Source organism: Selenomonas sputigena (assembly GCF_026015965.1).
GTDB lineage: Bacteria > Bacillota > Negativicutes > Selenomonadales > Selenomonadaceae > Selenomonas.
Genome location: NZ_CP110383.1, coordinates 2,283,138 through 2,295,684, shown reverse-complemented (window position 1 = coordinate 2,295,684; position 12,547 = coordinate 2,283,138). Strand labels below are relative to the sequence as shown.

General features: G+C 55.4%; 11 protein-coding genes. 7 read left to right on the top strand and 4 right to left on the bottom strand.

All coding sequences use genetic code 11. The features are described 5' to 3' along the window. Positions 1-71: 71 nt before the first annotated feature. Entirely contained in the window at positions 72-1,457 is a 1,386-nt protein-coding gene (locus OL236_RS11050) for an FAD-binding oxidoreductase (protein ID WP_265070650.1), read from the top strand. A gap of 3 nt (positions 1,458-1,460) precedes the next feature. Then, positions 1,461-2,795, top strand: a complete 1,335-nt coding sequence (locus OL236_RS11045) for a (Fe-S)-binding protein (RefSeq protein WP_265070649.1) — start codon at positions 1,461-1,463, stop codon at positions 2,793-2,795. Positions 2,796-2,979: 184 nt separating this feature from the next. On the opposite strand, the gene clpX is transcribed toward OL236_RS11045, so the two are convergent. After that, entirely contained in the window at positions 2,980-4,272 is a 1,293-nt protein-coding gene (gene clpX, locus OL236_RS11040; RefSeq protein WP_265071824.1) for an ATP-dependent Clp protease ATP-binding subunit ClpX, read from the bottom strand. 224 nt (positions 4,273-4,496) lie between these two features. On the opposite strand from clpX, the gene OL236_RS11035 reads away from it, so the two are divergent. The 3 genes from OL236_RS11035 to OL236_RS11025 are packed head-to-tail and all read left to right on the top strand — an operon-like array spanning position 4,497 to position 5,895. Beyond that, positions 4,497-4,721: a hypothetical protein gene (locus OL236_RS11035; protein WP_009645308.1), complete on the top strand. Its 225-nt coding sequence runs from the start codon at positions 4,497-4,499 to the stop codon at positions 4,719-4,721. A gap of 60 nt (positions 4,722-4,781) precedes the next feature. Then, positions 4,782-5,003, top strand: a complete 222-nt coding sequence (locus OL236_RS11030) for a hypothetical protein (protein WP_265070648.1) — start codon at positions 4,782-4,784, stop codon at positions 5,001-5,003. After that, entirely contained in the window at positions 4,996-5,895 is a 900-nt protein-coding gene (locus OL236_RS11025) for a HipA domain-containing protein (RefSeq protein WP_265070647.1), read from the top strand. The genes OL236_RS11030 and OL236_RS11025 overlap by 8 nt, the downstream gene beginning before the upstream one ends. Positions 5,896-6,070: 175 nt before the next feature. Here OL236_RS11025 and OL236_RS11020 read toward each other — a convergent pair whose 3' ends face one another. The 3 genes from OL236_RS11020 to OL236_RS11010 all read right to left on the bottom strand — a co-directional run bounded on the left by OL236_RS11020 (position 6,071) and on the right by OL236_RS11010 (position 10,672). After that, positions 6,071-7,189 (bottom strand): 5-methyltetrahydropteroyltriglutamate--homocysteine S-methyltransferase, encoded by a 1,119-nt coding sequence (locus OL236_RS11020; protein ID WP_265070646.1) that lies wholly within the window; start codon positions 7,187-7,189, stop codon positions 6,071-6,073. A 135-nt stretch (positions 7,190-7,324) separates the two neighbouring features. Then, entirely contained in the window at positions 7,325-8,737 is a 1,413-nt protein-coding gene (locus tag OL236_RS11015) for an amino acid permease (protein ID WP_265070645.1), read from the bottom strand. 183 nt (positions 8,738-8,920) lie between these two features. Then, entirely contained in the window at positions 8,921-10,672 is a 1,752-nt protein-coding gene (locus tag OL236_RS11010) for a GGDEF domain-containing protein (RefSeq protein ID WP_265070644.1), read from the bottom strand. Between the two features lie 264 nt (positions 10,673-10,936). Here OL236_RS11010 and OL236_RS11005 point away from each other — a divergent pair, with 264 nt between their 5' ends. Next, the gene (locus OL236_RS11005) at positions 10,937-11,650 is read left to right on the top strand and encodes a hypothetical protein (protein ID WP_265070643.1); all 714 of its coding nucleotides are present in this window, start codon (positions 10,937-10,939) and stop codon (positions 11,648-11,650) included. A gap of 85 nt (positions 11,651-11,735) precedes the next feature. Continuing rightward, positions 11,736-12,527 (top strand): bifunctional hydroxymethylpyrimidine kinase/phosphomethylpyrimidine kinase, encoded by a 792-nt coding sequence (thiD, locus tag OL236_RS11000; protein ID WP_265070642.1) that lies wholly within the window; start codon positions 11,736-11,738, stop codon positions 12,525-12,527. Positions 12,528-12,547 lie beyond the last annotated feature (20 nt).

The window sequence follows — 12,547 nt, the reverse complement described above, 5'->3', positions numbered from 1 at the left end:
GATTATAGGAAGTTTATCTCCCTATAGTTTTTATCTATGACTAACACCATCATGAAAGAGGTGCACACTAAATGGAAAAGCAGCAGCTGGTAGAAGAAATGACGAAGATCGTCGGCGCGGATAATGTTCAGTCGAAAGAAGAGGAACTTTACTCCTACGCCTATGATGCTACGCCAGGCCACATCTACATGCCGGACGTCGTCGTCAGCCCCGGCACGACGGAGGAAGTCTCGAAGGTCTTGAAGGTCGCGAACGAGCACAAGATCCCCGTCTACACGCGCGGTTCCGGCACGAATCTCTCGGCGGGCACGGCGCCTTTGAAGGGCGGCATCGTCCTCTCGATGCTCCGCTTCAATAAGATCATCGACGTCGATCTCGAAAACCTCATTGCCGAGGTCGAGGCGGGCGTCGTCGTGCAGGACATCAACGACCATATCGCACAGTTCGGCCTCATCTACCCTCCCGATCCGGGCACGGTCAAGACGGCGAGCCTCGGCGGCACGATCGCGGAGAACTCGGGAGGTCTGCGCGGCCTCAAGTACGGCATCACGAAGAACTATGTGCAGGGTCTCGAAGTCGTCCTCGCGAACGGCGATGTGCTGCATACGGGCGGCAAGAACGTCAAGGATGTCTCGGGCTACGACATGACGAAGCTCTTCACGGGTTCGGAAGGCACGCTCGGCGTCGTCACGAAGGCTCTCTTGAAGCTCGTTCCTGCGCCGGAGAAGACGAAGAGCATGGTCGCGATCTTCGATACGATCGAGGATGCGGGACGCGCCGTCTCGGGCATCATCGCCGCGAAGATCATCCCTGCGACGCTCGAAATCCTTGACAACGCGACGATCCGCACGGTCGAGGACTTCATGCACGTCGGCCTGCCGACGGACGCTGACGCGATCCTCCTCATCGAGGTCGACGGTCATCCTGTGGTCGTCGAGGACGAGGCGGACAAGGTCATGAAGGTTCTGAAGGAAAACAACGCACGCGAGGTCACGCTTGCCCGCGACGCGAAGCACAAGGAACAGCTCTGGACGGCTCGCCGCATGGCGCTTCCGTGCCTTGCGAAGCTGCGTCCGACGACGTTCGTCGAAGATGCGACCGTGCCGAGAAGCAAGATTCCGGCATTCCTCGCCATCGTCAAGAAGGCGGCGAAGGATCACAACGTCACGATCGGCACGTTCGGTCATGCAGGCGACGGCAACATGCACCCGACGATCGTCTGCGACCTGCGCGACGAGGAGGAGACGAAGCGCGTCCACGAGGCGATGGACGACATCTTCCGCGGTGCGGTCGAGCTCGGCGGCACGCTCTCGGGCGAGCACGGCATCGGCCTCGGCAAGCTGCCCTGGATGGAGCTGCAGCACGGCAAGGAAGGCATGGAGGCCATGCGCCAGATCAAGCGCGCACTCGACCCGAATCTCATTCTGAACCCGGGCAAATTGATTGGAGAGTGCTGACCTATGGCTGAAGAAACGAAAAAGTTTACGGCGGCAGACCTGAACAAGCAGGACACATCGCTCCTCGCAGACATCGAGGACGCGTTGGCGAACTGCATGAAATGCGGCAACTGCCAAGCCGTCTGTCCGATCTACCGCGAGACGAAAAAAGAGCAGATGGTCGCGCGCGGCAAGATCTCTCTGATGCAGGGATATCTTTCGGGCAAGATTCCCATCTCGGCGGAATTTGACCACATCATGGCGATGTGCCTGAACTGCAAGAGCTGCGCGGCGAACTGTCCGTGCGGCGTCGCGGCTGACGAGCTGATCCTGCGCGGCAGGAACGCCGCTGTCAAGGCGCGCGGCCTGCACCCGATCAAGAAGAATGTCTTCCGTCTCCTGCAGAACCGCCCACTCTTCGATGCAGCGCTGAAGCTCGGCGGCATGTTCGGCTGGATGTCCTTCAAGGAAGTGCCGGGCAAAAATGCTGTGAAGTCGCGTCTGCCTATGCCGGGCATGGATCCGAACCGCGCGACCCCGCCCTTGGCCTCGCGCCCACTGCGCAGCCAATATCCCGAGGTCATCAAGGTGGCGAACCCCAAGTTCCGCGTCGCCTTCTTCACGGGCTGCACGATCAACTACATGTACACGGACATGGGCGATGCCGTCATCGACGTTCTCAAGGCGAACGACATCGAGGTCGTTCTGCCGTCCAAGCAGCACTGCTGCGGCACGCCGATTCATGTATCGGGCGCCTTCGACCTCGCGAACCAGCTCGCACGCAATACGATCCGCGTCTTCGAAGCTCTCGACGTCGACTACATCGTCGGCGCCTGCGGTTCTTGCGTCGAAGCCTTGAAGCACTATCCCGAATGGCTGAAAGACGATCCCGAATGGCGTCCTCGCGCCGAGAAGATGGCGGCGAAGGTACGAGAGATCAGCGAACTGCTCATCGAGAAAGGCTTCCGCACCGACAACCTCTCGCCGGTCAACAAGAAGGTCACGATGCACGATCCGTGCCACATGGTTCGCGGCCTTGGCATCACGGAACAGCCGCGCGAAGTCTTGAAGGCCATTCCAGACTTGGAGTTCGTTGAGATGAAAGAGCATGACCGCTGCTGCGGCTCCGGCGGCTCCTTCTGCATGGCGCACTATGAGATGAGCCGTGAGATCAACGACCGCAAGTGCAACAACATCAAAGCGACGGGCGCAGACCTCGTGGCAACGAGCTGCCCGAGCTGCCGCATGCACATCACGGACGGCGTCGTCCAAAACAACATGCCGCAGGTCGTCTACCACCCGATTCAGATTCTCGCCGAATCGTATCGCGGCGCAAAAAAGCGCACGGAAATCGCATAAGCATAAGAAGAATCCCCCCAAGAGGCGACTTGGGGGGATTTTCGTGTACATGCTGTGAAAGTTGTTCTTTCATTCCTGCCACATTCAGTGTAGCATATTCATTGTATGTGTGCAAGCGATTCGAGGTGGCTGAATCTCTCAACCCCGATGATTTCAGTGCAGACAAGCGAAAAAACGCATCGCCCTATCCAATCACTTCAATCTTCGGCTCTTTTCCTTCTTCAAGACATTCCTTCGTGATCGTCACGCGGCGCTTTTCTTCGGACTTGGGGATCTCAAACATCACGTCGAGCATCGTGTCCTCGATGATGCCCTTGAGGCTTCTCGCGCCCGTCTTTCGCTCGATTGCCTTCTTGGCGACGGCGCGGAGAGCGTCTTCTTCGAAGATCAGCTCGACATTGTCCATAGCGAGCAGCTTTTCGTACTGCTTGACGGGCGCGTCCTTCGGCTCGGTCAGAATGCGCAGGAGGTCGTCCTCGGAAAGCGTTTCAAGCGTGCAGATGACGGGCAGACGTCCGATGATCTCGGGAATGATGCCGTACTGCATGAGATCTTCGGGGCGCACCTTGTGAATGAGCTCGTCGAAGCGTTTCGCCGCATCCTTCTCCTTGCCCTCTACTTCCGCACCGAAGCCGATGCCCGCCGCGTCCTTCTTAAGACGCTTGGCTATGACGTCCTCGATGCCGACGAAGGCACCGCCGACGATGAAGAGAATGTTCTTTGTATCGACCTTGATCGTCGGTGCTTCGGGGTGCTTCCTCTGGCCGCGCGCCGTGAACTCGACGACGGAGCCTTCGAGCATCTTGAGGAGCGCCTGCTGTACGCCCTCGTGCCCGGGATCGGCGGTGATCGAGTTGTTCGCTCCCGACTTTCGCGCAATCTTGTCGAACTCGTCGAGATAGATGATGCCGTGTTCCGCCTTCTCGATATCCTTTTCCGCCGCATAGTAGAGGTTGCGAACGGCGACCTCGACATCCGCGCCGACGAAGCCCGCTTCCGTGAGACTCGACGCGTCCGTCACGGCAAACGGGATGTCGAGGAGGCGCGACAGGTGTGAGAGGAGCGCCGTCTTGCCGCAGCCCGAAGGGCCGAGCATGATGACGTTCGACTTCTCGATGTCCGTGCCATCCTCGTTCATGTAGCCGTATTTCATGCGTTTGTAATGGTTGTAGACGGCGACGGAGAGGATCTTCTTCGCGCGGTCCTGATTGATGATGTACTCGTCGAGATACGCCTTGATGATATGCGGCTTGTTCTTCTTCAAGATCTCGTCGAGCTGGCCGGCAAAGTCGAGCTTCTCCTTCTCGACGCTCGCCGCCTCGTGCTCCTCGATGAAATTGTATATGTCCTTGACGCAGTCCTTGCAGATGGCAAATCCCGTGTTCGGGTCAAAGATCGGCATATCGTACTGATCGTGCACCGTGACTTTGCGCTTGCAGAAGCTGCAGGTATGCTTGATCGGTTCTTGTCCAGACATCATGATTCTCCCTTCACGTAAAAGAAGCGCGGACAGATTCAGCGCTTCCTAAAAAGTGTCTTCCTCATTATCAACGATATGAAGATTTTTTTCAAGAGGAAACTTTACGTCAATTTATTTTACAACTTCCCGAGTCGTGCCGTTCAAATGATGCTGCTGTTTTGTTGCTCGTTGTCTGTGGTATAATAAGAAAAAGAGAAGTACGCGAAGAAAGGAGCGGCAAAATGGAGCAGCGAATCAAATACAATCCGAAGGATTACGTCGACTATCTGGAAGAAAGCATGACGCTTTTCGCCGAAGCGATGCAGGCGGGAGACGTATTCCTCATGGAACACGCATGGCGGCGCATGTACAACGACACGAAACAGGCGATGAAGGAAGGAATGCTGTCTCCCAAAGACCGCGATGATATACTTTTCTATTATGACGATTTGATTCCGAATGCTTGATATTCTATATAGAATGGCATACGAATCACTCGGACGATTCGGCGAAATGAGGGATTCATCATGGAAGCAATCTATAAGTACAATCCGCAAGATTACGAAGAACTTCTTCGCGACTATATGGAAGAGTTTTATCGAGCGCATGAGGAAAAGAATGATATAGGAATGATTGTTGCGATGCACCATCTTTATTCTGAAACAAAATACGCCATGAAGGAAGGCGATATTTCATCAGGCACACGGGAGGAAATGTTGACATATTTCGGAGGGTTGATAGATGGTTGATCTGACACATGCGAAGTGGCGTCCTAATCGTTATGGTGGCTCTGAAAAAAAGAGGACACTTCTTTTTGACGGAAAAATCTATATGGTTAAATTTCCCGAACCGCCACGTTCTAAGAAAACCTCTGTCAGCTATATAGGCAATCAGTTTTCGGAGCATATCGGCTGCCAAATATTTCAAGCTTTGCAGATTCCGGCACAAAATACATTCTTGGCAAAATATTGTGAGCCTGTGACTGGAAAAGAAAAAATCGTCGTTGTTTGCGAAGATTTTTGTCAGAATGGTAATCGTCTTTTAGAGTTCAGTAAGATTGGGCATCATGATACAGGAAGCGACAAAACATATACGACAACGATTGAAGATGTTTACGAAATTATCGAGCGCTTTGATTTTCCAGTAAATAAATTCGCTATAAAAAAACATTTTTGGAATATGTTTGTCGTTGATGCCTTGCTTGGCAATCCAGATCGCCATCTGGATAACTGGGGACTCTTGGAAGATTCAGCAGGTAGAATAAAGCCTGCGCCTGTATATGACTGTGGCTCATCGTTATCTCCGTTATCATCGGACGAGCGAAAGGATTTACTACTTAAAGATGAAAATTTGATGAAGATAGAAGAGTATAACTTGTGCTCTGTCTATCGCCATCAAGGAAAGCGAATCTTCTACCATGAAATCTTGAAAACGCCTCCGGCTGACCTGCATCGGTCGATTTTGGAGATCGTCCCAAGAATCAAGCTCGCGGCACCGCGCATTGACGCGCTGATTGATGCGACGGAGGGAATGACCGATATTTCCAAAACCTACATGAAGAAATCCCTCGCCATGCGCCTGAATCAGATGTTCAAGAATAGACGACAATCCATAAGATTTTGTAAATTCTGTCGACTATAATCGACAAAATTTGATCATACGGATGTTCTGTTCATTATAGATAAACAAAAAAGCGACGCCCTTTCAATGCCCGGCCGGCTGACGAGAGTCAACTGCAGGCGAGAGACGTCGCTTCTTATCTTCATATTATCTTCATAGGAACAACATCAAGCGAAATGCATCGAGCCGAGGCCTCTCAGTGCCAGACCGCCTCAGCAATCTCGCGGATCAGGCGCAGTTTCTTCCACTGATCGTCCTCCGTCAGGATATTACCCTCTTCCGTCGAAGAGAAGCCGCACTGCGGGCTGAGGCAGAGCTGATCGAGCGGCACGAACTTTGCCGCCTCTTCGATGCGCTTCTTTATGTCGTCCTTGTTCTCAAGATCCGCCGTCTTGGACGTCACGAGGCCGAGCACGACGCGCTGATCCTTGATGTGCTTCAAGGGTTCAAAGCCGCCGGCACGGTCGGAATCGTATTCGAGGAAGAAGCCGTCGACATGGCAGCCGCCGAAGAGGATTTCGGCGACAGGATCATAGCCGCCCGAGGAGAACCATGTCGAGCGGAAGTTGCCACGGCAGATGTGCATCGTGATCGTCATGTCCGCAGGCTTCGCTTCCAGCACGCGATTGATCATCGTCACATAGGCGCGCTCAATCTTGTCGAGATCGAAACCGCGCGCCTCGTATGCCTTGCGCTTCTCGGGATCACAGAACTCGCCCCACGACGTGTCGTCGAGCTGGAGATAGCGGCATCCTGCCTCGTAGAAGGCGCGAACGGCCTTCTGATAGGCGAGCGCAATGTCTTCAAAGAGACGCGCTTCATCCTCATAGCGCTCGATCGGCACATAGTCCGTCGCACGCACACAGCAGATGAGATGCAGCATGCTCGGCGAAGGGATCGTCATCTTCGCGAGCGTGTCGCCCGCAAGAGACTGCAGATAGCGGAAGTGCTCGATAAACGGATGATCGCCGAAGTCCACCTTGTCCACGATCTTCACCGTCGCCGCCTTCGGCTGTGCGCCCTTGAACGCCACGGACCAATGCTCTGCTCCGACTTCTTCGATGCCCCCCAAGGCGGCGAGAAAGTCGAGATGCCAGTAGCGACGGCGGAATTCACCGTCCGTCACCGCCTTGAGTCCGACTTCCTTCTCCTTCGCCACGAGATCGCGGATCGCCGTATCTTCAGCTTCTTTCAGCTCCTCCGCCGCAGCTTTTCCGGCAGTGAACGCCTCACGCTTTTCCTTCAGCGCTTCAGGCCGCAGGAAGCTGCCCACGATATCGTAACGGAACGGCGGCCGATTTTTTGCATTTGCCATAAGAAATCCTCCTCCTAATTTTCCAGTGATGTTTCCATCATAATACCTTTATTATAGAAAATCAATGGGAATTATATTTTTAGCAATCTTCTCCTTATTCCTATAAGAGCAAGTCCTCCCGTTTTGCAAGGCGGTTCATCGCTTCCCTGACCTTGCCGCTTCTTCCGCCGCGCGGCGGCCGATGACGCTGTGGGCGCGGCTGTAGCCGAAGTAGACGCAAAGACCGAAGAGAATCCAGAAGCCGAAACGATGCCATGTGGCGAGCGGCAGATTTGCCATGAGGTAACCGCACGAGACGACAGCGAGCGGCGCGATGAGCCAGACGGCGGGGCATTTGAAATTGCGCTTGAGGTCAGGCTCCGTCTTTCGGAGTACCATGACGCCGATGGAGGCGATGAGGAAGGCGGAGAGCGTGCCGATGTTCGCCATCTCTGCGATCATGCCGATGGGGAAGACGCCCGCGATGACGGAGACGAAGATCGCGCCGAGGATCGTCACGCGGTACGGCGTATGAAAGCGACGATGGATCTTACAGACGTTCGCCGGCACCATGCCGTCGCGGCTCATCGCGAAGAAGATGCGCGACTGGCCGTAGAGGAGCACGAGCAGCACCGTCGTGATGCCGCAGATCGCGCCGACGGCGACGATGGCGGAGCCGACGTTGTAGCCGATGTGGCGCAGTGCGAAGGCGACAGGCTCCGCCGTGTCGAGCATCGAATACGGCACGACGCCCGTGAGGACGGCGGCGACGACGGCATAGAGCAGCGTACAGATAAAGAGCGATCCGATGATGCCAACGGGCAGATCCCTTGCGGCGTTGCGGCACTCTTCCGCCGTCGTCGCGACGGCATCGAAGCCGATGTAGGCGAAGAAGACGATGGCCGCGCCCGAGACGACGCCGCTGTAGCCGAACGGCAAAAACGGCTCCCAATTCGTGGCGTCGACATGCGGTGCAGCGAGCACGAGGAAGAGGAAGATCGCAGCGAGCTTGACGAAGACAAGGATGCGGTTGAGCTTGACGCTCTCCTTCGTACCGCGCACGAGGAGAAACGACAAAAAGAGCGTGATGAGGACGGCGGGCAGGTTGAAGATGCCGCCTTCTGCTGGCGCGACGACGAGTTCATGCGGCAGTACGAGTCCCGCCGAGGCGAAGAGTCCGACGACGTAGCCCGACCAGCCAACAGCGACGGCGCTCGACGTCACCGTGTATTCGAGAATGAGATTCCAGCCGACGATGAAGGCGATGAACTCACCTAAGGACGCATAGGCGTAGGTGTAAGCGCTTCCCGAAGCGGGCACGATGGAGGCAAACTCCGCGTAGGCGAGACCCGCGAGCGCACATGTAAGTCCCGAGAGGATAAACGAAAGCGGCACGGCAGGCCCTGCGTACTTGGCGGCAGCGACGCCCGTGAGCACGAAGATGCCCGTGCCGATGACAGCGCCGATGCCGAGCATCAGGAGGTCGACGGCGGCAAGATTCTTGAGCATGCCCGAGGCCGCAGCCGCAGCCTGCAGCTCGTCGATGCTTTTCCTGCGAAAGAGATCCATGATATTTTTCTTCCCTTGCAAAGAATTTGAGCGCTGAAAAATTTATTCGCAACACCCAGAAGTGGTATGGAAGATATTATACAGCGAAAAACGTCCGCTGTCACGAAAACTGGACAACAAAAACTCCCCAGACAATCAATCTGGGGAGCCGCGTATCCGATATGATGTCGACTGCGATGGATTTCAGCGAAAGGTGACCTTGTTCTTGCCCGTCGTTCGCTTCGATTCGTAGAGAGCCGCATCGGCACGCTGAAAGACGCTTTCCGGCGTATCGTGCGCACTTGAGAGCGTCACGCCAATGCTCAAGCCGACGGATCTTTTGTCGGGCATCAAGAGGGAGAGGGAAGACGCGCCGCGATGGATTCGCTCGACCACGCGCTCGGCTGCTGCACGGTTGGCATGCGTCAGGATGACGAAGAACTCGTCTCCGCCCCAGCGCGACACGATGTCCACGCTGCGCACGGACGAGCGCAGGATGTCGGCGAGCGCCACGAGCGCCTCGTCGCCCATGGCATGACCAAAGGTATCATTGATGCCCTTGAAGTCGTCCATATCGAGCATCATGACGGCAAACGGAATATCCGAGGCGAGCGCATCGTGCAGGATGTCCTTGAAAGAGCGCTCCATAGCGCGACGGTTCATCAGACCCGTGAGCGCATCGCGCTCGGCGAGGACGACGAGCTTGCTGTGCGCCGACTCCCACTCTTTCGTCATGGCGTCAACGAAGTGTACGAGGTGGGCAATGATCGAAGTCTGCTCGCCGAACTGCGGCGACACAGGCTTGTAGATCGACGTTTCTTTCGGCTCACCCTCACGGAAGCCGACACTGACCATCATGAGGTTCGTCTTCATGAACTTGCCCCTGCTGCGGAAAAACTCCGCGTAGGAATAGAATCCATGCGTGGGCACGGCACGCGAGATAGCAGCATATTCGTAAATATTATTCTTCTGCAGCATGACGTAATGCCCCATGCAGTTGACGATGAAGACGGCTTCGGGCGAGAATTCGCAAAGTTCCGCATGCGTCCTCTGCGCTTCGCTGATGATGGCGATGGGATCGCCCGACGCGATGCGCAGACGCTCTCCCTCTCGAAGGTCGGCGCTGACATAGACGCAGCCGTCGGCATGAATGTCCATGAGGCGGCGTGCCAGCGTCGCGCCGTTTCGTTTCAGGCACATGGGGAAGGTCTCGACGCTCGCAAGCGATTCCCAGCAATGGCGTATGCCAAGATAGTGGGAGAAGAATTCACTCGCGGGCTTTTCGTCGAGTTCGACGATCGTGCGCTCATCTGCCATGCGCGTAATCTGCACTTCAGGGCCGAAGGGCTTCCAGCCGAATGAAATCTGTGCCTTGGCGTGAAGCTCCTCGCCGACAAAGACGACGGCAAGAAAGCCGCGCGACATCCTGTGTCCCGCGAGATCGATCGTGATGCGTCTCTCGTCCATCTGATCGGAAAGAAGCCCACCGAAGAGCACGATCTCCTCATCCACATCCGAAAGGGCGTCCAGAAGATTCATGATGCCCGGCACCTGCGCCGCGAAGAACAGACCGACAGCCTTCGTCGCTTTTTCCTGCGAGATCGTCTGAACAAGTCCCTTCGCCGCAGCCGATATGTCGGACTGCTCATCGAACGCCAGGGGAATGACACGTGAAGAGGAGAAAAAAGTAAAGGTGACGACGGCGCTCGCCGCATCGGGCAAATCGTCCTCGCCGCTCCACATCTTGCCTTTGGCAAAGCCGCATTCCGCCGCAAGCCCCACGACTTTCGCCTGAGGGAAAATTTTCCTTGTCGCTCGTTCGAAATCCTCCATCGTATGAACGGAAAGTTCCGAGGCGAAAAGCGTCACGAGAAGATCGGAAATGTGCGCCATGGAGGCGACAACATCCTTTGCCTCCTGCAAACACAGAGCAAGATCCTCTTCCTTATAAAGCAAGAAGGAGAATTGCTTCAAGGCGTATCATTCCTTTCTTTTCGATAAAAATCAAAGAGCACTTTATTCCAAAAATCACAGATGCTATATAGATTCAGCAAATTTGCGATATGAAGTTACACGAGTATCATATAATTCCATAGACCTATTGTCAAGTATGCACGGGATAAACTGCACAATTTTTTTGTGCAAATGAAGCGGATTCCGTGTATAATAGAAAGAATCAACAAGTCAAGGAAAATCACCTTGTGAAAAGGAGTCAGCAGCGTGAGAATTGTCCGCTATGCGATCTTGTTCTGCGTGCTCGTCGCCCTCTTTACGGGTGCGATGCTCTATTACAGCAGCACGCACCGCGATGAAACGCAGTCAGCGCTCGCACTCCTCGAAGAGGAAACGCTTTCGCCTGAAGAAAGAGAACAGGAAGCGGCGCAGCGCGAAGCACGCGAGGCAGAACGTCTTGCCGAAGAGGCGCGAAGAAAAGAGCGTGAGGCTCGCATCGAAAAGCTCAAGGAGGGCATGGAACGCACAGACTCGGGAGCCTATACGTGGTACAGCTATCCCGAGGAAAAGAAGCTCGCAGGAGGCCTCTACGTCCAGCCGCTCCTCGGACACAGTCGGGACTCGACGTTTCGCTGCAACATCCTTTACTACTATTCGATGCACGAAAGCAGCATGCGCGGCTGGATCTTCGGCGACCATTTCGCCATCGAGGCGGACGGAGAGCGACGCACTTGGGAGATCGAGGAAAAGAAACGACGCGACCATCTCGACAAGGACGTCGAGTTTCTGACGGAACGCTCCCAGATCGCCTTGGGCGAAGAGGGGTCTTTTATCCTTCGCCGTGCGTCAAATGCCCGCACAGCGCGTTTCATCTACTGGTCGAAGGCGGAGGGAAAATCCATCAGCCATACGCTGACGAGCGAGGAGAAGCGACGCCTCAGGAACATGATCGCCCTGTACGATTTATGGCAAGAACCTTAATCTTTATGGTATACTATAGACAGATAATATATGAGTATCTTTGGAAGACTCCATCCATTCGGTCTTTCTTTGGGAGGAATGCAGCATGAAGGACATCCGAAAGGTTCTGACGATCGCAGGCTCGGATCCGAGCGGTGGCGCAGGCATACAGGCGGACATCAAGACCATCACGGCACACAAGATGTACGCGATGAACATCTCGACGGCACTCACCGTGCAGAATACGACGGGAATCCGCGATACCTTCGTCATTCCTCCAGACTTCATCGCGGCGCAGCTTGACGCTATCTACGATGACATCCGCCCCGACGCCGTCAAGGTCGGCATGGTGGCAAACGACGCAATCGTGCGTACGATCGCCGAGAAACTGAGGGAAAAGGACGCGAAGAACATCGTGCTCGATCCCGTCATCGCCTCGACGAGCGGCTGCGATCTGATCACGAGCGACACGCTCTTCGCGATGGTCGACGAGCTTCTGCCGCTCGTCGACATCGTCACGCCGAATTTGCCCGAGGCTGCAGCCATCACGGGCGTCGCCATCACCGACGAAGATTCCATGCTCAAGGCCGCCAAAGTCCTGACCGAGAGGTTTCCGATCGCCGTGCTCATCAAGGGTGGCCACCTCGTAGAGAGCGCCGACGATCTGCTTTATGCAGACGGCAAGGCGCGTTGGTACAAGCAGACGCGCATCGACAACGAGAATACGCATGGCACGGGCTGTGCGCTCTCGACGGCAATCGCCTGCGGCCTTGCAGAGGGAAAACCCCTGACGATTGCCGTCGAGGACGCCAAGGCGTACATCACGGGCGCCATCCGCGCAGGACTCGATATTGGCAAAGGGCGCGGTCCTTTGCTTCACATGTGGGAGTATATGTAAGGAAGCGCTGAATCTTTTCA

Excerpts from the sequence above, each read along its gene's own strand:
- OL236_RS11050 (WP_265070650.1), top strand. The coding sequence starts at position 72 with ATGGAAAAGCAGCAGCTGGTAGAAGAAATGACGAAGATCGTCGGCGCG.
- OL236_RS11045 (WP_265070649.1), top strand. The coding sequence starts at position 1,461 with ATGGCTGAAGAAACGAAAAAGTTTACGGCGGCAGACCTGAACAAGCAG.
- clpX (WP_265071824.1), bottom strand. The coding sequence starts at position 4,272 with ATGTCTGGACAAGAACCGATCAAGCATACCTGCAGCTTCTGCAAGCGC.
- OL236_RS11035 (WP_009645308.1), top strand. The coding sequence starts at position 4,497 with ATGGAGCAGCGAATCAAATACAATCCGAAGGATTACGTCGACTATCTG.
- OL236_RS11030 (WP_265070648.1), top strand. The coding sequence starts at position 4,782 with ATGGAAGCAATCTATAAGTACAATCCGCAAGATTACGAAGAACTTCTT.
- OL236_RS11025 (WP_265070647.1), top strand. The coding sequence starts at position 4,996 with ATGGTTGATCTGACACATGCGAAGTGGCGTCCTAATCGTTATGGTGGC.
- OL236_RS11020 (WP_265070646.1), bottom strand. The coding sequence starts at position 7,189 with ATGGCAAATGCAAAAAATCGGCCGCCGTTCCGTTACGATATCGTGGGC.
- OL236_RS11015 (WP_265070645.1), bottom strand. The coding sequence starts at position 8,737 with ATGGATCTCTTTCGCAGGAAAAGCATCGACGAGCTGCAGGCTGCGGCT.
- thiD (WP_265070642.1), top strand. The coding sequence starts at position 11,736 with ATGAAGGACATCCGAAAGGTTCTGACGATCGCAGGCTCGGATCCGAGC.